The sequence below is a fragment of the Faecalibacterium sp. I2-3-92 genome, assembly GCF_023347315.1.
Classification (GTDB): domain Bacteria; phylum Bacillota; class Clostridia; order Oscillospirales; family Ruminococcaceae; genus Faecalibacterium; species Faecalibacterium duncaniae.
The window spans coordinates 1,476,430-1,495,821 of record NZ_CP094470.1; the positions used below are offsets into that span (position 1 = coordinate 1,476,430).

A 19,392-nucleotide genomic window follows, 5' to 3' on the forward strand; every position below is an offset into this window, starting at 1 on the left:
TCTCATTTCTGTTCTCACGGGCTCTGCCGGGTCAGCGCGCCGCATCACGGTGCTGAATGCCGGTCTGATAGCCCAGTTGTTTGCAATATTCCGCGATTTTCCGCGCAAAGGTGATCGAACGGTGCTTGCCGCCCGTGCAGCCCACTGCAATGGTCAGCTGGCTTTTTCCCTCCTTGACATAGAGGGGCAGCGCATACTCCAGAAAACCTTCGTACCGGCGCAGCAGTTCCTTTGCCTCCGGGTGACCCATGACAAAATCCACCACTTCCTCATCCAGCCCCGTTTTATGCTTGAGCTCCGGGATATAGAAAGGGTTGGGCAGGCAGCGGACATCCAGCACCAGGTTCGCATCCTCTGGGATGCCGAACTTGAAGCCGAAGGACATTACGGTGAGCCGCATTGCTGCCTTTGCCCCGCCATCTGGCGCAAACAGATTACAAATGCGCTCCTTGTTCTGGGCCGTGGAGAGAAACTCCGTGTTGATGGTATAGTCTGCCCGTTCCCGGAAGGGCTGCAGGATCTGTCGTTCCTTTGCCAGCGCTTCCCGGGTGGAGATTCCCTCGGCAATGCTGATGGGATGGCGGCGGCGGGTCTCACTGTAACGGCGCATCAGCACATCGTCCGGGGCATCAATGAATAAGATCTCGTACTCGATGCCCTGCTCATCCAGCTGGTGCAGCGCCTGTTCGATCTGCTCGCTGGTGTGGCAGCCGCGCACATCCATGGAGAGTGCTACCCGCTTGAGCTGGTTGTCACCTGCCTTGGAGAACGCCGTGATGCTGGGCAGAAGCTCTGCCGGAACATTGTCGATACAAAAAAAGCCGATATCCTCCAGTGCGTTCATCGCAACCGATTTTCCCGCACCGGAAAGCCCGCTGACGATCAGAAGATCCATACCATTTTCCCTCTTATGCCTTGACCACTCGAATTTCCTTTTCCAGGTCATACCCGGTCTTTTCCTTTACGACTGCCCGCACCTCATCGCACAGGGCCAGCACATCAGCGCAGGTCGCGCCGCCCAGATTCACCACAAAGCCGCAGTGCTTCTCGCTGACGGCAGCACCGCCGTGGCGATAGCCCCGCAGGCCGCACTGGTCGATGAGGGCAGCCGCAAACGCTCCCACCGGCCGCTTGAAGGTGCTGCCGGCGCTGGGCTTATCCAGCGGCTGCTTATCGACGCGCTTCTGCATCAGCTCATCCATCCGGGCCTTGATGGCTGCCGAATCTCCACGCTTCAGGTGGAACTTTGCGCTCAGGATGCAGCCGCCGTTTTCCTCAAAGATGCTGTGCCGGTAGGAGAGGTCGAGGTTTGCGGCATCTTCTGTCACGATCTCGCCTTCTCTGGTCAGATACGTCACAGAGACCAGCACATCTTTCATCTCTCCGCCGTAGGCACCGGCATTCATATAAACTGCACCGCCCACTGTGCCGGGGATGCCATAAGCAAATTCCAGGCCGGTCAGGCTGCTGTCCAGCGCCGCCTTACACAGAGCAGAAAGCTTCAAGCCCGCGCCAGCGATGACTGCATCGTAGACCGTCCCCGGCTCTGCACCCGGATGGCTGACGTTTTCCAGAAAACCGATTCCCATTTTCAGAGCCGTGGTATCCACGACCACGCCCCGGTAGCCCGCATCCTCAAACAGGATGTTGCTGCCGTTGCCCAGCAGGTAATATTTCACATCGCACGCTTTGCACAGTGCGATCACACGGCAGAGCTGTTCCTCCGTCTCCGGCTGGACAAACACATCCGCCGGGCCGCCAATTTTAAAGGTGCAGTGGGCAGCAAGGGATTCGTTTTCGACAAAGCGGATCTCCTCCGCCTGCAGCTGTTGTTTCAATCGTTCCATAAAACAGGATTCCTTTATCTGTAATCTTCATTCAACGGTGCCGTCCAGACCCAGACGGATCAGCAGCTCCTTGGCGGCATTATAGCCCATCCGCTTCTGGCGGTTGTTGATGGCGGCGGTTTCCAGCACAACAGCCAGATTGCGTCCCGGAGAGACCGGGATGCTGGTGCTGGGGATGTTCACGCCCAAAATCTCGTAATATTCGCTCTCCAGTCCGGTGCGCTGATAGTTCTTGGTGGGGTCCCATGCTTCCAGCTGGACCACAAGGTCCAGGCTCTCGCTCTCCTTGACCGCACCCACGCCGAACACACGGGCCACATTGACGATGCCGATGCCGCGCAGCTCGATAAAATGGCGGATATTCTCCGGAGCCGTGCCCATGATCTGGCGGTTGGAGACCTTGCGCAACTCCACCGCGTCGTCCGCCACCAGACGGTGGCCGCGCTTGACCAGTTCAATGGCCAGCTCACTCTTGCCGATGCCGCTGTCGCCCAGGATCAGGATTCCTTCACCATACACCTCCACCAGCACGCCGTGGCGGGTGATGCGGGGTGCCAGCTCCAGATTCAACACGCTGATCAGACTGCCCATCAGGGTGCAGGTCATCTCGTTGGAGCGGAGCAGGGCCACCCCGTGCTTCTGAGCCAGTTCCAGCATTTCGGGAAATGGTTCCAGTTTCTCACTGCGGCAGACGATGACAGCCGGAGGCTGCTGGCCGAACAGCTGGTCCAGCCGCTCGTACCGCTTCTCGGCAGAAAGACCGGAAAGGAAGTTCATTTCGGCCAGACCCAGGATCTGCAGCCGGAGCTTATCAAAGTAATCATAGTATCCGGCAAGGAACAGGCCCGGGCGGTTGACCTCCGCAATCTCGACATTGATCTCTTCCAGCCCTTTCGGGGTGTAGACCACATCCAGACTGACCTTTTCCGTCAGCTTCTTCAGCGAAACATTGAAATTCGCCATCGTTCTTCCTCCTGCACAAATGTTTCCTCTCCCTGCCCGGCAGCACACCGGGTACGGGGCACGCTTTTTCTTTCCCCTATTATAAACGAGATGGTTTCGGATTACAATCATTCTGCCGGAAAATCTTCATTCCGGAGACTGCATCCCGTTGCATCCTCCCTCATATCTATTTATAATAGAGATGGTGCATCCCTGCACTGGGAAACAGTCATTCACTTTACACGCTTTTTACATTCTCTGGATTTCCGATTTTACATTCAGGCTCTATACTCATAAATAGGAGAACATTCCGTCAAATAAACGTGTCAAACAAAGCGAGGAACTTCAAATGACTGTTTTTAATGTATTTTCCCTGCTGGGCGGCCTGGCCTTGTTCCTGTTCGGTATGGACATCATGGGCAAGGCGCTGGAAAAGCAGGCCGGCGGCCAGCTGCAAAAGATCCTGAGCAAACTGACTGACAACCCGCTCAAGGGCTTTTTCCTGGGTCTGTGCGTCACCGCCGTGATCCAGAGCTCCAGCGCCACCACCGTTATGGTGGTCGGCTTTGTCAACAGCGGCATCATGGAGCTGCATCAGGCCATCGGCGTTATCATGGGCAGCAATGTGGGCACCACGGTCACCAGCTGGATCCTGAGCCTTTCCGGCCTGCAGGGCGACAGCTTCCTGATCAATATGCTCAAGCCTACCTCCTTCAGCCCGGTGCTGGCTTTTATCGGCATCCTTCTGTACATGGGCAAAAGCGAGAAGCGCAAGGGCATCGGCACCATCCTCATCGGCTTTGCTGTTCTGATGACCGGTATGACCACCATGTCCAATGCTGTGCTTCCCCTGCAGAACGAGGCGTGGTTCACCAGCTTGTTTATCCGCTTCTCCAATCCTCTGCTGGGCGTTCTGGTGGGGGCCGTTGTCACCGGCATCATCCAGAGCTCCAGTGCCAGCGTTGGTATCCTGCAGGCACTGAGCGCCACCGGTGTCATCACCTACGGCAGTGCCATCCCCATCATCATGGGCCAGAACATCGGCACCTGCGTCACCGCGCTGATCTCCTCTGTGGGTGCCAACAAAAATGCCCGCCGCGCCGCCATGGTGCACCTGTACTTCAACATCATCGGTGTTACCCTGTTCCTGGCTATTTTCTATGGTGCAAACCTGCTGCTTGACTTTGCCTTTGTCAATGAGACAGTCACTGCCTGGGGCATTGCCGTGGTCCACTCCATCTTCAACCTGACGGCCACCGCTGTTCTGCTGCCCTTTGCAAATGGGCTGGAAAAACTGGCCATCCTCACCATTCCGGACGATGCCGAAAAAGAGAGCTTTGCTCTGCTGGATGAGCGCCTGCTGAACACTCCCGCCGTGGCTGTGGAGCGTGCCCGTGCCGCCACTGCAGACATGGCCGAGCTGGCCCGTGTGGGCGTGGTGCAGGCCATGAGCCTGACCCACAAGTGGGATGATTCCCTTGCCCAGAAGGTGCGGGAGGAAGAGGAAAAGGTGGACAAATATGAGGATGCACTGGGCACCTATCTCGTCAAGCTGTCCAGCCGTGAAATGAGCCATGCCGACAGCCAGAGTGTGAACACTCTGCTCCACACCATCAGCGATTTTGAACGCATCAGCGATCACTCTGTAAATGTTCTGAGCTCCGCCGAAGAGATCCACGCCAAGAGCATTGAGTTTTCCAAGGATGCACAGGAGGAGCTGCAGGTGCTGGAGGGGGCCGTGCAGGATGTGCTGAGCCGAACCACCGATGCATTCCGCAAAGGCGATCTGCACCTGGCCGGCAAGGTCGAGCCGCTGGAGACCGTTGTGGATGAACTGGTGCGTGCCATCAAGGCCCGCCACGTGGCACGCCTGCAGACCGGCAGCTGTTCCATTGAATATGGTTTTGTTCTGGAAGATCTGCTGACCAACTATGAGCGTGTCTGCGACCACTGCAGCAATGTGGCTGTTGCCCAGATCGAGGTGGCACAGGACAGCTTTGATACCCACGCTTATCTGAACGACCTGCGCTACGGCAACGAGACCAAGGAAAGCGAACAGTTCCAGCGTCGTCTGGATCGTTACCGTGAGCGCTATCTCTTCCCTGACAGCGACACTGCACCCGCAGCCGCAAAGGAGGAACCCAACAAATGATCTACATTGTAGAAGACGATGCCGCCATCCGCGAGCTGGAGCAATATGCACTGCAATCCAGCGGATACGAAGTGCAGAGCTTTGAAACCTCTGAGCCTTTCTGGCAGGCCATGCGCACCGCAGAGCCTGAGCTGGTCATTCTGGATGTGATGCTGCCCGGTGAGGACGGTTTCTCCATCCTGAAAAAGCTCCGCAATACCCCTGCTCTGCGCCGCCTGCCCATTATCATGGTCACAGCAAAATCCAGCGAGCTGGATACCGTGCGCGGGCTGGACTGCGGTGCAGATGATTACATCACTAAGCCCTTTGGCATCATGGAATTTCTGAGCCGGGTGCGGGCCGCCCTGCGCCGCTCTGCCCCCGAGGAAAAGCAGAATGTTTATGCCTTCCATGAGATCCTGCTGGACAACGCCCGCCACAGCGTGACTGTGAACGGCACCCATATTGACCTGACTTACAAGGAATACAGCCTGCTGCGCCTGCTGCTGGAAAACACGAACCTTGTTGTGACCCGCGAGACCATTCTGCAGGTGGTATGGGGCACCGATATTTCTGTTGAGAGCCGCACCGTGGATATGCACATCCGCACCCTGCGCAAAAAGCTGGGGGACGCGGGCAGATATATCTGCACCGTGCGCAAGGTCGGCTACAAGCTGGCCGACAATGAGGAGGGCGAGGAAGAATGAAACCGCAGAGCATGGAAGAAAAAATCAGTTACCGGCTGTTTTTCATGGGCTTCGTCGGTCTGGTCTGCACCGCCGTGCTCTGTCTCTTCGTCTTTCACAAAGCGTTCCGGGAACAGGCATGGACCTCACTGGAGCATCAGGCTGATCTGGTTTCCGCCGGATACGAGCAGCTTTCCTCTCCGGATCAGCTCTCCATGTTCGTCAACGGTGACCTGCGCATTACCCTGATTGCAGCAGATGGCAGTGTGGTGTTTGAATCCGCCACTGACCAGCAGATGGAAAACCATCTGTCCCGCCCGGAGATCCAGCAGGCCATGCAGGAGGGTGTAGGCCGTAACTGCCGTGATTCCCAGACCATGGGGTACGAGACCTACTATTACGCCATGCTGCTGCCCGGCGGCGATATCCTGCGTGTGGCCCAGGATTCTGAGACCATCTGGTCGATCTACGACGCGGCCCTGCCCGCCATCATCCTGAGCTGCATCCTGATGATGGGTGCCGCAGCGCTGATCGCTGGGCTACTGACCCGCAGTCTTGTCCAGCCCATTCTGAAAATGACGGATGACCTTGAGCACATTCAGGAAAACGTTCCCTACCGGGAACTCATCCCCTTTGCTGAGAGCATCCACTCTGATCGGCTGCTGCGGGAAAACAACGAGAAGATGCGGCAGGATTTCACGGCCAACGTCAGCCACGAGCTGAAAACGCCGCTGACCAGTATTTCCGGCTATGCGGAACTCATTGAGACCGGCATTGCCAAACCCGCCGATGTGCCCGAGTTTGGCCGGAAGATCCATGTAGAAGCCAGCCGGATGATCCAGCTGGTGAACGATATCCTGCAGCTGTCGCACCTGGACAGCGTCAGCGAGACCCATGCACAGCCCGACATGGAAACGGTCGATCTGCTGGACGTGGCCAAGGATTGTGTGGAACGCCAGAAGCTGAACGCGCAACGCTCCTTCATCTCCCTGACCTATCTGGGCGAGAGTGCCAGAGTGCTTGGCAACCGGAATCAGCTGGATGAGCTGTGCCAAAACCTGTGCGACAACGCCATCCGCTACAATCGACCCGGCGGCAAGGTCCAGCTCATCACCTCCTGCACCCGGGACGGCCATTGTACCCTGACCGTCAAGGATAACGGCATCGGCATCCCGAAAGATGCGCAGTCCAGCGTGTTCGAACGCTTCTACCGGGTGGATAAGAGCCGGAGCAAGGCCACCGGCGGCACCGGTCTGGGGCTGGCTATTGTCAAGCACATTGCCCGCATCCACAACGCCCGTATCAAGCTGGAAAGCGAAGTAAATGTTGGCACCACCATCACCGTCGTTTTTGAGACCGCCCACTAAAACTGCAAAAAGCTCACGTCTGCCTGCACCTGCGGGCAGACTTTTTTTGTTGTAAGCATTTCTCGCTTTGTTCCCTGCTTCAACGCCCGGACTGCACCCAGAGAGAGCAGATCATACTCATTTTCCCAGCAGCGCTGAACGGTCTGCACGCAGAGCAGCTCCAGCGCCGCACACTGCACTGCTGTAGGCAGAGCTGTGCCCGCCCTGCGCTGGCCGGTCAGGGTCACGGCAAAGCCATCTTCTACAGCTTCCACCGATACCACACAGCGCCGGAAAGTCACCTGCCCGCCAGCCAGTGGAAAAGTGTGCTCTCCGCTCTGACCCAGCAGCAATTGTGCCATCTGGCTCTCTGCCGGGGTGAGCCGGGTGTTCCCTGTTTCGGTGAGCAGAAGCATTTCCTCCGCATTCTCAATGGCACCATCCGTCAGGATAAGCACCGGAGCCAAAAGAGCGTTCCGGCTCTCGTATAGGTGCGGAGCCTGCGGTGCAGCTTCTTTCACGACCTGCAAAAGTCGTTCCGGGAACAGTTCGTTTTCTCCGTCTGCTGCGGCCAGTTCTTCTCCGGAAAGATCCATGCAGAGGACCCGGGCAGACAAGCCCTGCACCGGCTCCTCTTTCAACACGGTCTCCGCCTGTCGAATGGTTTTTAAAGTTGTTTCGGCATTCAAAAGCAGATACTCGCATATCCGGTAGCTTGCTTTACGGGGCAGGCCACGCTCGGCTTCAGTTAGAGCCGTTTGCAGGGTGTTTCCCTGCCCGGTGCAGAGCTGCACCTGTGCGGCGGCATCAGAAGCATCGGCAGCGGCTTCCGGAAACTGGTAGAGCAGACCCACCGTCCAGCTCTGTGCCACCACTGTGGGAGGAGTCAGGAGCAGGGCACGCACCATGCTTTTTTCGGTGTTCTCTGCCCGCAAAAACACCCCACACCAGAGCACCAGTACCCCTGCCGCCAGCCACCGGATGGCACGCTGTTGGCCCGTCATGCGTTTTCCTCCGCAGGCGTAGCCCTGCCCCACAGCCGCCCGGCCAATTGACGCACCACCTGCACCAGCACGCAGAACCGGAGCATTGCCGCTGCCAACCAGACCAGCAGCACAAGGGCATCAAACCGGGAGATGCTGCCCAGCCTGCCCGCCCGCAAAAGCTCGATGCCGGGCAGGGCATTCCCCGCCCCAAACACCAGTTCCGTGCAGAGCGCAAAGCTGCCAACCAGTATAAAAACTTTCACCGGAAGCCAGACAGCGCCCCGCACCTGCTTTGCCGGGCAGAACAGCGGTAGGGCGAAGTATTCCGGATACAGGGGCAGGATAATCGGTTGAGCATCAGCTTGCATCATCAGACTTTCCCAGTGGAACTGGCCATTCAGCCCCAGCAGGCAGAGCAAACCCGCCAGCGCCGCCGCCCAGCACAGGATCGGCGCACAACGGACCAGTACGGCAGGTTCCAGCTTCCATCCTGCCCAGAGCAGCAGCGGGAGAAGCCCCAGCATGGCCATGGAAGAAAAATTCTCCCAGCAAAGCTCCTGCGCCTGACGGAAAGTCTCCACAGCCTCCCAGACAAACCAGAGTCCCAGCCCGCCGCAGACTACCCGGGAACGCAAATCTGTACCCAAAAAACTGTCTGCACGCTGCTCTGCCTCGGCTGTCAGGGCGATGATCAGAACCAGCGCCAGTGTCATGGGCAGGCCGCGCAGCAGAAAACTGCGGGCTGTTACAGGCGCACCCGTCTGTAACACGCACAGAGCGAACTCTGCTGTGAGCACACTCAGAGTCAGTGTTTTTTCAGAGAAACAGGATCGTTCCAACTTCAACCACCTCGTTTTTGCCAAATGGTAAAGGGCCGCCGGGAAAGTTTTGGGTAGCTGCGCCGGGTCACACCGTCCGGCGAGAGCGGCACCTCGGGGAAGATAGCATCCCGCAGGTAGGGCACACCCAGCGCCGAGACCCGGGTCAGCCCGAATAACACGCCCAGTGCACAGGCGGCAAGTCCCACCGGGCCAGCCACCCCTGCTGCCAGCAGCACCACCAGCCGCAGAACAGTCGCCACCTCATACAGCGAGGGCGTGACGAACACCGCAATGGACGCGGCAGCAGCGGTCAGGATGACCGGTGTGCTCATCAGTCCGGCGGCAATGGCTGCATCCCCGATGATGAGGGCAGCGATCAGGCTGACAGAGTGCCCCAGGGTCTGGGGCATCCGCAGACCAGCCTCCCGGATGATCTCCAACATCAGAATCACCAGCAGCATTTCTCCGAACAGCGGCAGCGGCGTTGCCTGCTCGGCGGCCTCGATTTTGAACAGCAGCTGGGGCGGCAGGAGTTCTGGTAGGTAGACTGCCCAGCAGACGAATACGCCCGGTAGGAAAATGCTCAGGTAGAACGAGATATATTTCAGCAGCCGCAGAAAGGATGCAAAATAGGCCGTTCCTGCATAGTCATCCAGGCATTCAAAGTTTTCGCAGAACAGGGTGGGCAGGATCAGCGCTGAGGGGCTGCCATTGACCAGAATGACGAATTTTCCCTCCCGCAGCTTTGCCGCTGCCACAATAGGCCGTTCGGTATAGCGCACAGGAGCAAATGTGCGGATCTTACAAGGAAAGAGCCATGGCACAAAGTAGCTGGAATCCAAAAGCAGCTGCGGCCTGGCCCGCTGCAAGGTCTGCCGCACCTTTTGCACCGCTTTTGGGTCTGCCGTATCCCGGCAGTAACAGAGAGCATACTCCGTTTTCATCTCACAATCGGCTTGACCGATCTCAATGACCAGAGCATCATTGCGGAAGCACCGCCGCAGCAGGCTTGTATTCACCCGGAGCAGATCCGCAAAGCCTTCCCGGGAGCCGCGGAGATTTCCCTCCCCTGCCGGTTCATCCACCGAGCGGGCGTTCAGGCTTTGCACCGAAAAGGCGATGCCTTTTGCGCATCCGTCCAGCAAAAGCACTGCCATGCCCGCCGTCAGCCGCCGGATCAGGGCATCCCAGTCCTCCACAGGGGCAGGCTCTGCGGGCAGTGCGGAGTGCTCAAACAACAGCGCAAACACCTGTTCCCCGGTCAGCTGTTCTGCCGGACCGGGCGGTGTGCGGCGGCTGGCGGCATCCAGCAGCAGCTGCCACAGCCCTTTCAGGCTGGCCATTCCATCAAACAGAACGATGGCTCCTTTGCAGTGGTAAAGCTCAAGCTCCTTCGCATAAAAATCTGCCGATCGGCCAAACCTAGCGTTGAGCTCCGCAAGATTTGCCGCCAGATGGCTGGAAAGCTGTTCCATTTTGCCGCCCCCTTTCTGGTAGCTTGTCCGCCGGGGCGGCGGTTATACGCTGGGAGGTGTTCCGGTTTGAAACTCTTGATTTTCCGTACCATCCTGATCTATCTCTGCGTCCTGTTTGCCATGCGGCTGATGGGCAAACGTCAGCTGGGGGAACTGCAGCCTGAGGAACTGGTATCCACCATCCTCATCTCCAATCTGGCTTCCATCTCCATTGAATCTGAAGAGGTACCGGTCACAGCCAGCCTGATTCCCCTCTTTCTCATTGCGGCGCTGGAGCTTCTGGGGTCGATCCTCAGCTTCAGGAGCCAGCGCTTTTTCAACCTGATGTCCGGGCGGCCCAAAACGGTCATCCTGAACGGTGAGATCGATCAGAACGCCCTGCGCACCCTGCGGCTGACTGCCGCCGATCTGATGGAGGCGCTACGCGGCAAAGATGTGTTCGACCCCCGGGATGTCTCCTATGCGGTCGTGGAGACCAACGGCAGTCTCTCGGTGGCTCTGCGCCCGGAAAAGGAACCGGCCACCCTCGCCGACCTTGGGGCAAGGGTACAGCGGGCACAGGCCACCATCCCCTTTGTGCTGGATGGTCAGGTGCTTGCCGAAAACCTGACCATCTGCGGCAAGGATGCTGCCTGGCTGGAACGAACCGCACAGGCCAACAGCCTGCTTCTGGAAGAGATCCTGATCCTGGCGGGCAACGATACCGAGGATTATTTTCTGCTGAAAAAGGAGCCTCGTCAAACGGCGGGGCTCCGGCAAGGGGGTGCAGCATGAAACGTATTTATGTCTGCATTGGCATCGTAGTCCTGCTGCTGGCGGCAGCCTTTTATAGCAGCTTCCGGGTACAGCAATTCGCCGAGGATATCTCCGATGACATCGACACCGCCATGGAGGATATCCGGAACAGCGATCTGACCGGTGCGCGGCAGGCACTGGCCGAAGGAGCCGAGCTCTGCGACACCATGCGGGAAGGCATGAACCACCTGCTCCGCACGCAGGACTTCACGGAGCTGGAAGCCGCCCTGCGCGCCGCCGATGGCCATCTGGAACTGAATGCACCCGAGGAAGCCTTCGGGGAACTGCGCCGGGCGCAGGTTCAGGTAGAGACCCTGGCCTGGCTCTCTCATCGTATTCTCTGAGGGTATTTGTACTGAGCTGAACAGTTGAGGTGAGCACAACAAAAAGCCAGGCTTTCTCGTGAAGTTCACGAAAAAGTCTGGCTTTTAACGCTGGAACCTTAGTTTTTCTCTTTGCGGTCGCCCATCAGCTTTTTCAGCTCCGTGAAGAAGCTCTCGACATCGGCAAACTGCTGGTAAACCGAAGCAAAGCGGACATAGGCCACTTCATCGATTTTTTTCAGCTCCTGCATGGTCAGTTCACCAATGCGCACACTGGACACCTCGCGGTCATAGGAGCTCATCAGACTTTGCTCAATGCTGCTGACAGCCCGTTCCAGTGCATCGTAGCTCACCGGGCGCTTGGCGCAGGCCCGCAGCATTGCGTTGAGCAGCTTCTGACGATCAAAAGGCTCACGGGAGTTATCCTTTTTGATGACGATCAGCGGGACGGTCTCCACCACTTCATAGGTCGTAAACCGCATGCGGCAGCGCAGACACTCACGGCGGCGGCGGATCCGCTCACCGTCTTCGGTCGGGCGGGAATCGATGACCTTGGATTCCTCATCGCCGCAATAGGGACATTTCATAAATCGTTCCTCCTGATGTTGGTTCTTGGCCTGTCGGGCAAAACACGGTCAGGCTTTTTTGGTTTCAGCCTTTTTGCTCTTGCGGTCGTTCCACAGCACCCAGGCGGAGGTGGAAACACAGAGCGAGGTATACACGCCGCTCAGCATACCCATCATCAGCGGGAAGGCAAAGGTAAAGATGCTGTCCAGGCCGTACAGCTTGGAGACCACGCACATCACACCCAGTGCCATTACAGTGGTCACCGTAGTAATGATGGTACGGCGGGCAGACTGGTTGACCGAGTGGTTGACCAGCTCCTCGAACGGAGTCTTTTTCCCCATCAGGGCACGGTTCTCGCGGATGCGGTCATAGACCACAACCGTATCGTTGATCGAGTAGCCCAGAATGGTCAGCATGGCGGCAATAAAGTTGCCGTCCAGCGGGGTGCGCAGCAGCACAAAGGTGCCAAAAACCACCATCAGGTCGTTCAACAGGGCCAGCACAGCCATCAGGCCACCGGTCAGGCCGCCGATCTTCTTGAAACGGAAGCCGATATACAGCAGGATGAGCAGCAGGGAGAACACCACAGCCACCAGACTCTTCTGCAGGAACTTGGTGCCCATGGCAGCGCTGACATTGCTCAGGGACAGCTGGGCAAAGGCATTGTCCGGGTACTGTTCGTTCAGGGAGGTCAGCAGATTCTCCACCTGATCGGTGGTCACGGTCTCGTTGCCGGGCATGGAGATCTTCAGGGTCTGCTCCCCGGTGGCGACATTCTCGCCGGTCTGCAGGGTCAGGCCGTTGTTTTCCAGTGCGGTGGAGGCGGTCTTCTGAACCTCGGAGGTGCTGATCTCACCCTGATAGCTCAGGGTGATCATGGCACCGCCCGTAAACTCCGTATCCAGCCGGACACCGAACACTGCAGCACACAGGATAATGGCCGCCATCAGGCAGGTGGAGATGGTCAGGAAGCGCTTGCGCAGGCCCACTAAGTCGATGGGCTTCTTTTCCTTGACTTCCTTGCCGGGCTTGACAGCACCATAGAGCCAGGGATTCCGCAGGGCCTTGATGGAGGCTGCACCGCGGATCATCACACGGGTGGCAAACACGCCGAACACAAAGTTCAGCAGAACGCCGGTCAGCAGCGTGTAGCCAAAGGCGTAGATGGTGCCTGCGGTGGAGGGCCCAAAGGCGAAGAACACGAAGTGCAGGGCCTTGGCGAACAGGCCGTCCGAGGGGCCGAAGGCACCCATCAGCACGATCGCCACAATAACGATGGTCACGTTGCCATCAATGATGGGGGTCAGGCCGCGGGCAAAGCCGCTCTTGAGCGCGCCATCCAGCGATTTGCCGTTGTTCAGCTCCTCCTTGATGCGCTCGGCGGTGATGACATTGGCATCCACGCCCATACCAATGGCCAGGATGATACCTGCGATGCCGGGCAGAGTCAGGGTAAAGCTCTCAAACACCGGGAAATAGCCGGAGACGAAAGCCAGCGTTGCCGCTACCTGACCGGCCAGTGCAATACAGGCCAGGAAGCCAGGCAGACGATACAGCAGCGTCATCAGCACCACGATGAGGGCATAGGCAATGAGGCCGGCCAGCACCATGGCGCTCAGGCTGTTCTCGCCCAGGCTGGGGCTGACAGTGGAATAGCTGTCCACAGTCAGGGCAAAAGGCAGTGCACCGGAATTGATCTGGCGGGCCATCTTGATCACGTCCTCCTGCGTGAAGGGATTGGACGCAGAACTGGTGATGATGGCGGCACCATCGGTGATGGCCGCATTGACCGTTGCGGTGCTCACGTTCTGATCATCCAGCCAGATGCTGATGGTTCCACTGCTCTGGTAGAGCTCCGTGGTGGCATCCCCGAAGGCCTTGGCACCCTCGTCGTTGAACTTGAGGGCCACATAATATTCGGATGTACTGCCGCTTACCGGGCCGTACTGAGCAGCGGCGCTCTCGACCATGGAGCCGTCCAGGATCAGTTCACCGTCTGCGCTGCTCCCCTTGCGGAAGGTCAGGTAGGCGGTGCTGCCGATCTCTTCAATGGCGGCTTCGGGGTCAAAATCGGTCTCGCCGGACTGCCACGGAAACTCCAGGATCAGGCGGTCGGAGTCATAATCCACATACAGCTCGTAGTCGGTCACGTTCAGGCCGACCAGACGATTCTCGATGACCAGCTGGGCAGCGTCCAGCTGATCATCGGTGGCATCGTAGTTGTCCGAGGGGGCAAACGTTACGTTGACACCGCCCTTGATATCCACGCCAAAGCGGATATCCTGCGCTCCCTTGATGTAGGTCTTGGTCACATCACCGTACTTGACTGCCACACCAAAGAATGCCGTGTAGACAAACGCGGCGATCAGGAGCACTGTGACAACAAGCTGCCATGCTTTGCCTTTCGTCTTCATAAAAAACAGGAAACCTCCAAAATATAATAAACCTCCGCCGCGCAGAAAAACCTCTGCACGGAGGAGATTTTTTGCAGAATAAAACGCTTACTCTGCCTTTTCGGCCAGCAGCTTTTCGATGACTGCCAGCTTTACGCAGACGCAGAGCAGATCAGATGCGGTCTCCACCTCGTCCAGGCTGGGATAGGTGGGCGCGATACGCAGGTGAGAATCCTGCGGGTCCTTATGGTAGGGATAGGCGGAACCGGCACCGGTCAGGGTCAGACCGCACTCCTTGCACAGCTGGGCCACACGCTTGGCGCAGCCGGGCATAACGTACAGGCTGATGAAGTAACCGCCCTTGGGGTTCGTCCAGTGAGCGATGTCGCCGCAGGGGGTCAGCTCCTCGGAAAAGGCCGTCTTGACCGCATCAAAGCAGGGGATCAAGCGGCGGCGGTGTTTTGCCATGTGGGCCAGCACACCCTCTTTGTTCTTCAGGAAGCGGACATGGCGCAGCTGGTTCATCTTATCATAGCTGATGATCATCACGGAGAAGCGCTTGCAGATATACTTCATGGAGTCCACGCTGCATGCAATGGCGGAAACACCTGCACCGGGGAAGGTGATCTTGCTGGTGGAGGTGAACATGAACACACGGTTCTCCGTGCCGTACTTCTTGCTCTCGTTCAACAGAACAGGGGTCTCGATGATCTCCTCGGTCAGGTGGTGGACGATGTAAGCCTCATCCCAGAAGATCTTGAAATCAGGAGCAGCGGTCTTCATCTTGGCCATCCGGTCAATGGTCTCATCGCTGTAAGTATAACCATCCGGGTTGGAATACTGGGGCACGCACCAGATGCCCTTGATGGTGTCATCCTCGGCCACCAGCTTCTCCACAATGTCCATATCGGGGCCATTGGGGGTCATGGGCACGCTGATCAGCTCAAAGCCGTACTCCTCAGTGATGGCAAAGTGGCGGTCATAGCCGGGCACCGGGCAGAGGAACTTGCGCTTTTCCACCTGAGACCAGGGGCAGGGAGACTCAGGGAAGCCGAACACATAGCCAATGTTGATGAGGTTATACATCAGCTGCAGGCTGGAGTTGCCGCCCACGAACACTTCCTCGGGCTTGACACCGAACACATCCGCAAACAGGACGCGAGCCTCGTGCAGGCCCTCCAGATCACCATAGTTGCGGGCATCGGTGCCTGCGTCGGTGGTGTAATCGTTCATCTGCAGCAGACCCATTGCCAGATCCATCTGGTGAGGGCCGGGCTTGCCACGGGCCATGTTCAGCTTCAGGTTCATGGCCAGAAACTTTTTGTACTGCTCATTCAGCTTTGCCTTTTCGGCAGTGAGCTCCTCACGATTCATCTCAAGATAGTTTGCCATTGAAAAACACACTCCTTTATCGTACTTCCAATTTCCCACAGTATCCGATGCCGGGTGTTTCAGGAGTTCTTGCCAGAGAGTTCTCCCACCACCGTCATCCAGACTTTAATATTATACCGCAACTCCGGGCGCGAAACAAGCAAATTACAAAAAAAGCCCCGCCAAAGCCGAAGCATTTGGCAGGGCATCCCTTTCCTGCTGTCTGCAGAGTGCAGATATCAGCTCAGGGCGGTCTGGTTCTTATACCGTTTGCGCACAGCGCCGTATTCCAGATGGGCCTCGCCGCCCTCCACGGTGTCCTTGTCGATGGTGACACGGATGATGGTGGGGTCATTGGGCACATCATACATGACAGGCAGCAGGATGCCTTCCATGACGCTGCGCAGACCGCGGGCACCGGTCTTGCGCTCAATGGTCTTGCGGGCGATCGCGTGGAGGGCCTCGTCGGTGAACTCCAGCTCTACACTGTCCATGCTCAGCAGTTCCTTGTACTGCTTGACCAGGCTGTTGCGGGGCTCCTTGAGCACGCGCACCAGTGCGTCCTCGTCCAGATCATCCAGCACGGTGATGACCGGCAGACGGCCGATCAGCTCAGGGATCAGGCCAAACTTGACCAGATCGTGAGGCTCCACCTTGCGCAGCAGGGCACGCTGGGCATCCTCGGAGTTGTCCTTCAGGCTGCTGCCGAAGCCCAGTGCAGAGCGATCAGTGCGGCGCAGGATGTATTTATCCAGGCCATCAAAGGCACCGCCGCAGATGAACAGGATGTTGGTGGTATCGATCTGGATAAACTCCTGCTGGGGGTGCTTGCGGCCGCCGTTGGGCGGCACGTTGCTCACGGTGCCCTCCAGGATCTTCAGCAGCGCCTGCTGCACACCCTCGCCGCCCACATCACGGGTGATGGAGGGATTCTCGCTCTTGCGGGTGATCTTGTCGATCTCATCGATGTAGATGATACCCACCTGTGCCTTCTGCACATCAAAATCCGCCGCCTGAAGCAGCTTGAGCAGGATGTTCTCCACATCCTCACCCACATAGCCCGCCTCGGTCAGGGTGGTGGCATCCGCAATGGCGAAGGGCACCCCCAGCATCTTGGCCAGGGTCTGAGCCAGCAGAGTCTTGCCGACACCGGAGGGGCCCAACAGCAGAACGTTGGACTTCTGCAGTTCCACATCCGCACCTTTGCCGCTCAGAATGCGCTTATAATGGTTGTAAACGGAGACCGCCAGCACACGCTTGGCCTCATCCTGACCAATGACATACTGGTCCAGCCCGTTCTTGATCTCAGCCGGGGTCAGGATATTGATATCCAGACCATCCACAGCCTGCATCCGGGTACGGCTTGCGCCGCGGCCCGGGCGGCCGTTTGCTTCCGGGTGCTCCGGCTGATCCGAGAGCAGATCATGGCACAGGCCGATGCACTCGCTGCAGATGTTGACACCGGGGCCGATGATCATCCGTTCCACTTCGTCCTGATGCTTGCCGCAGAAGCTGCACACCAGGTCTTTTTCATTTTTGCCGGAATTGTTGTTTGCCATAACTGTTATTCCTTATTCTGGGTCTTTGCGCGCAGGGCTCTCCCCCGCGCCTTTCAGTTTCAGCGGTGGGCGATGACCTCATCGATCAGGCCGTATTCCTTGGCTTCCAGCGCGGTCATATAGTTGTCGCGCTCGGTGTCCAGCTGGATCTTCTCCAGCGGCTGGCCGGTGTATTCGCTGAGCATGTGGTTCATCTTATCGCGGATATACACCATGTGCTCGGCGTGGATCTTGATATCGGTGGTCTGGCCGGAAAGGCCGCCGCCCTGACCGCCGATCAGCGGCTGATGGATCAGGATCTCGGAGTTAGGCAGGGCAAAGCGCTTGCCCTTGGTGCCGCTTGCCAGCAGGAAGGCACCCATGGAAGCGGCCATGCCCATGCAGATGGTGGAGACATCACACTTGATATACTGCATGGTATCGTGGATGGCCATGCCTGCGCTGATAGAGCCGCCGGGGCTGTTGATATACAGGCTGATATCCTTGTCCGGGTCCTGCCCTTCCAGGTACAGCAGCTGCGCCACCACAAGGCTTGCGGAGGTGTCGTTGACATCCTCGCTCAGAACGATGATGCGGTCATTCAGCAGACGGGAGAAGATATCATAGGAACGCTCACCATGTGCCGACTGTTCGACAACGTAAGGAACAAAACTCATAAAGTTCGCCTCCTGATACGAAAAATAATTCTATTTGCAAAATTGACCGATACGGCAAAAGAAACAGGGCCGTATCGGTCAATTTTAACAACCTTTGTTTACAGGGTACGCTTCAAACAGCGTTTCCTGCAAATTGCGGCCTTGGCAGCTGGATTATTCAGCGTCCTCGGTCTTTTCAGCCTCAGCGGCCTTCTCTACGATGTTGGCGTGGCTCTTGATGAAGTCGATGGCCTTGTTGATTGCCAGATCCTTCTTCAGGTCGTCAACGTTGACCAGCTCACGGACCTTGTCCTCTTCCATCTTGTACTGGTCAGCGATGCGCTTGATCTCAGCGGAAACATCCTCCTCGGAAGCCTCGATGTTCTCAGCAGCGGCAACAGCCTCCAGAGCCAGGCGGATCTTAACCTGCTTCTCAGCCTGAGGCATGAAGGAAGCACGGAACTGATCCATGGTCTGGCCCATATACTTCAGGTAGTCTTCCAGGCGCAGACCCTGCTGCTCCACACGGAAGGCGAAGTCATTGACCATCTCGTCCATACGGGTATCGTACATAGCCTGGGGGATCTCAGCCTCCATGCTCTCGATGACCTGATCGACCAGAGCGTTCTCAACAGCCAGGTCATCCTGCTTGTCCAGCTGCTCCTGGTTGTTCTTGCGGATGGACTCCTTGAACTCTTCCAGAGTGTCGTACTCGGAGCAGTCCTTGGCCAGCTCGTCATCCAGAGCGGGCAGCTCCTTGTACTTGACCTCGTGCAGCTTGATCTTGAAGACAGCAGCCTTGCCAGCCAGCTCAGCAGCCTGATACTCCTCGGGGAAGGTGACGTTCACGTCGAACTCCTCACCGGCGGAGTGGCCAACGATCTGATCCTCGAAGCCGGGGATGAAAGAGCCGCTGCCCAGGGTCAGGTTGTAGTGCTCAGCCTTGCCGCCCTCAAAAGCGACACCGTCCACAAAGCCCTCGAAGTCGATATCAGCGATATCGCCATTCTCAGCAGCACCCTCGCGGGTCAGCTCACGGGCGTTGCGCTCCTGCACGCGCTTCAGCTCTGCATCGACGGCCTCGTCGGTAACAGTATGGACAGTCTTCTCAACGGTCAGACCGTTGTAGTTGCCGACCTTGACTTCGGGCATCACAGCGACCTTGACGGTCAGGGTCACGCCCTCGGTCTCGCTGGCAGCATCCACAGAAACCTCGGGACGGCCAACGGGCTCGATGCCGGCTTCCTTCACAGCTGCCTCGTAAGCAGCGGGGAACAGCTCATTGATGGCATCATAGGTAAAGACATCAGCGCCGTACATCTTCTCGATCAGAGAACGGGGAGCCTTGCCCTTGCGGAAGCCGGGCACGGAGTACTTCTTGCCCTCCTTCTTGAAGACATCGGCCACTGCGCCCTTAAAGGCCTCAGCGTCGATGGAGAACTGCAGCTCTGCCATGCTCTTCTCGAGCTTTTCGCACTTGATGAAATTCATTTTGTGTATCCTCCACTCAAAAAT

General features: G+C 57.7%; 17 protein-coding genes. 5 read left to right on the forward strand and 12 right to left on the reverse strand.

Annotated features, from left to right (window positions below; translation table 11 throughout):
* Positions 1-31: 31 nt before the first annotated feature.
* Genes rapZ through hprK form a run of 3 tightly spaced genes read right to left on the reverse strand, consistent with a single transcriptional unit; the run spans position 32 to position 2,810 of the window.
* Positions 32-895: an RNase adapter RapZ gene (gene rapZ / locus MTP42_RS07230; protein ID WP_097771147.1), complete on the reverse strand. Its 864-nt coding sequence runs from the start codon at positions 893-895 to the stop codon at positions 32-34.
* A 13-nt stretch (positions 896-908) separates the two neighbouring features.
* Positions 909-1,847 (reverse strand): UDP-N-acetylmuramate dehydrogenase, encoded by a 939-nt coding sequence (gene murB, locus MTP42_RS07235; RefSeq protein WP_249258289.1) that lies wholly within the window; start codon positions 1,845-1,847, stop codon positions 909-911.
* Between the two features lie 27 nt (positions 1,848-1,874).
* A complete protein-coding gene (gene hprK, locus MTP42_RS07240) occupies positions 1,875-2,810 on the reverse strand; it encodes an HPr(Ser) kinase/phosphatase (protein WP_249258290.1) in 936 nt (311 codons plus the stop codon).
* Between the two features lie 328 nt (positions 2,811-3,138).
* Here hprK and MTP42_RS07245 point away from each other — a divergent pair, with 328 nt between their 5' ends.
* Genes MTP42_RS07245 through MTP42_RS07255 form a run of 3 tightly spaced genes read left to right on the forward strand, consistent with a single transcriptional unit; the run spans position 3,139 to position 6,973 of the window.
* A complete protein-coding gene (locus tag MTP42_RS07245; protein WP_249258291.1) occupies positions 3,139-4,941 on the forward strand; it encodes a Na/Pi cotransporter family protein in 1,803 nt (600 codons plus the stop codon).
* A complete protein-coding gene (locus MTP42_RS07250) occupies positions 4,938-5,627 on the forward strand; it encodes a response regulator transcription factor (RefSeq protein WP_097771952.1) in 690 nt (229 codons plus the stop codon). Before MTP42_RS07245 ends, MTP42_RS07250 begins: the two co-directional genes overlap by 4 nt.
* A complete protein-coding gene (locus MTP42_RS07255; protein WP_249257030.1) occupies positions 5,624-6,973 on the forward strand; it encodes a sensor histidine kinase in 1,350 nt (449 codons plus the stop codon). The genes MTP42_RS07250 and MTP42_RS07255 overlap by 4 nt, the downstream gene beginning before the upstream one ends.
* Here MTP42_RS07255 and MTP42_RS07260 read toward each other — a convergent pair.
* The 3 genes from MTP42_RS07260 to MTP42_RS07270 are packed head-to-tail and all read right to left on the reverse strand — an operon-like array spanning position 6,970 to position 10,234.
* Positions 6,970-7,956 (reverse strand): hypothetical protein, encoded by a 987-nt coding sequence (locus MTP42_RS07260; RefSeq protein ID WP_249257031.1) that lies wholly within the window; start codon positions 7,954-7,956, stop codon positions 6,970-6,972. The two genes, MTP42_RS07255 and MTP42_RS07260, sit on opposite strands and share 4 nt — an antisense overlap.
* Positions 7,953-8,777 carry a hypothetical protein gene (locus MTP42_RS07265; protein ID WP_249257032.1) on the reverse strand — a complete coding sequence of 275 codons (825 nt, stop codon included), beginning with the start codon at positions 8,775-8,777 and terminating at the stop codon, positions 7,953-7,955. The genes MTP42_RS07260 and MTP42_RS07265 overlap by 4 nt, the downstream gene beginning before the upstream one ends.
* A 2-nt stretch (positions 8,778-8,779) precedes the next feature.
* Entirely contained in the window at positions 8,780-10,234 is a 1,455-nt protein-coding gene (locus MTP42_RS07270; RefSeq protein ID WP_249257033.1) for a spore germination protein, read from the reverse strand.
* Between the two features lie 66 nt (positions 10,235-10,300).
* Here MTP42_RS07270 and MTP42_RS07275 point away from each other — a divergent pair, with 66 nt between their 5' ends.
* The gene (locus MTP42_RS07275; protein ID WP_005934330.1) at positions 10,301-11,008 is read left to right on the forward strand and encodes a DUF421 domain-containing protein; all 708 of its coding nucleotides are present in this window, start codon (positions 10,301-10,303) and stop codon (positions 11,006-11,008) included.
* Positions 11,005-11,373 (forward strand): DUF4363 family protein, encoded by a 369-nt coding sequence (locus MTP42_RS07280; RefSeq protein WP_005934332.1) that lies wholly within the window; start codon positions 11,005-11,007, stop codon positions 11,371-11,373. The genes MTP42_RS07275 and MTP42_RS07280 overlap by 4 nt, the downstream gene beginning before the upstream one ends.
* A 98-nt stretch (positions 11,374-11,471) precedes the next feature.
* Here MTP42_RS07280 and nrdR read toward each other — a convergent pair whose 3' ends face one another.
* From nrdR to tig, 6 genes are all read right to left on the reverse strand, one after another.
* Complete coding sequence (nrdR, locus tag MTP42_RS07285) at positions 11,472-11,939, reverse strand: transcriptional regulator NrdR (protein ID WP_005934334.1); 468 nt, start codon at positions 11,937-11,939, stop codon at positions 11,472-11,474.
* A gap of 48 nt (positions 11,940-11,987) precedes the next feature.
* Positions 11,988-14,333, reverse strand: coding sequence for a protein translocase subunit SecF (gene secF / locus MTP42_RS07290; protein ID WP_249257034.1), 2,346 nt, complete (start codon positions 14,331-14,333; stop codon positions 11,988-11,990).
* A gap of 87 nt (positions 14,334-14,420) precedes the next feature.
* Entirely contained in the window at positions 14,421-15,704 is a 1,284-nt protein-coding gene (locus MTP42_RS07295; RefSeq protein ID WP_005934338.1) for an aminotransferase class I/II-fold pyridoxal phosphate-dependent enzyme, read from the reverse strand.
* A gap of 218 nt (positions 15,705-15,922) precedes the next feature.
* Entirely contained in the window at positions 15,923-17,242 is a 1,320-nt protein-coding gene (gene clpX, locus MTP42_RS07300) for an ATP-dependent Clp protease ATP-binding subunit ClpX (RefSeq protein WP_097771158.1), read from the reverse strand.
* 59 nt (positions 17,243-17,301) lie between these two features.
* Complete coding sequence (gene clpP, locus MTP42_RS07305; RefSeq protein ID WP_098922298.1) at positions 17,302-17,898, reverse strand: ATP-dependent Clp endopeptidase proteolytic subunit ClpP; 597 nt, start codon at positions 17,896-17,898, stop codon at positions 17,302-17,304.
* 153 nt (positions 17,899-18,051) lie between these two features.
* Positions 18,052-19,368, reverse strand: a complete 1,317-nt coding sequence (gene tig, locus MTP42_RS07310) for a trigger factor (protein WP_005934342.1) — start codon at positions 19,366-19,368, stop codon at positions 18,052-18,054.
* Positions 19,369-19,392 lie beyond the last annotated feature (24 nt).

Bases quoted from the DNA above. Each gene is read 5' to 3' on its own strand.
- MTP42_RS07245 (WP_249258291.1), top strand. From the start codon at position 3,139: ATGACTGTTTTTAATGTATTTTCCCTGCTGGGCGGCCTGGCCTTGTTC.
- clpX (WP_097771158.1), bottom strand. From the start codon at position 17,242: ATGGCAAACAACAATTCCGGCAAAAATGAAAAAGACCTGGTGTGCAGC.
- MTP42_RS07250 (WP_097771952.1), top strand. From the start codon at position 4,938: ATGATCTACATTGTAGAAGACGATGCCGCCATCCGCGAGCTGGAGCAA.
- tig (WP_005934342.1), bottom strand. From the start codon at position 19,368: ATGAATTTCATCAAGTGCGAAAAGCTCGAGAAGAGCATGGCAGAGCTG.
- MTP42_RS07255 (WP_249257030.1), top strand. From the start codon at position 5,624: ATGAAACCGCAGAGCATGGAAGAAAAAATCAGTTACCGGCTGTTTTTC.
- MTP42_RS07295 (WP_005934338.1), bottom strand. From the start codon at position 15,704: ATGGCAAACTATCTTGAGATGAATCGTGAGGAGCTCACTGCCGAAAAG.
- rapZ (WP_097771147.1), bottom strand. From the start codon at position 895: ATGGATCTTCTGATCGTCAGCGGGCTTTCCGGTGCGGGAAAATCGGTT.
- secF (WP_249257034.1), bottom strand. From the start codon at position 14,333: ATGAAGACGAAAGGCAAAGCATGGCAGCTTGTTGTCACAGTGCTCCTG.
- MTP42_RS07260 (WP_249257031.1), bottom strand. From the start codon at position 7,956: ATGACGGGCCAACAGCGTGCCATCCGGTGGCTGGCGGCAGGGGTACTG.
- clpP (WP_098922298.1), bottom strand. From the start codon at position 17,898: ATGAGTTTTGTTCCTTACGTTGTCGAACAGTCGGCACATGGTGAGCGT.
- murB (WP_249258289.1), bottom strand. From the start codon at position 1,847: ATGGAACGATTGAAACAACAGCTGCAGGCGGAGGAGATCCGCTTTGTC.
- hprK (WP_249258290.1), bottom strand. From the start codon at position 2,810: ATGGCGAATTTCAATGTTTCGCTGAAGAAGCTGACGGAAAAGGTCAGT.
- MTP42_RS07280 (WP_005934332.1), top strand. From the start codon at position 11,005: ATGAAACGTATTTATGTCTGCATTGGCATCGTAGTCCTGCTGCTGGCG.
- MTP42_RS07270 (WP_249257033.1), bottom strand. From the start codon at position 10,234: ATGGAACAGCTTTCCAGCCATCTGGCGGCAAATCTTGCGGAGCTCAAC.
- nrdR (WP_005934334.1), bottom strand. From the start codon at position 11,939: ATGAAATGTCCCTATTGCGGCGATGAGGAATCCAAGGTCATCGATTCC.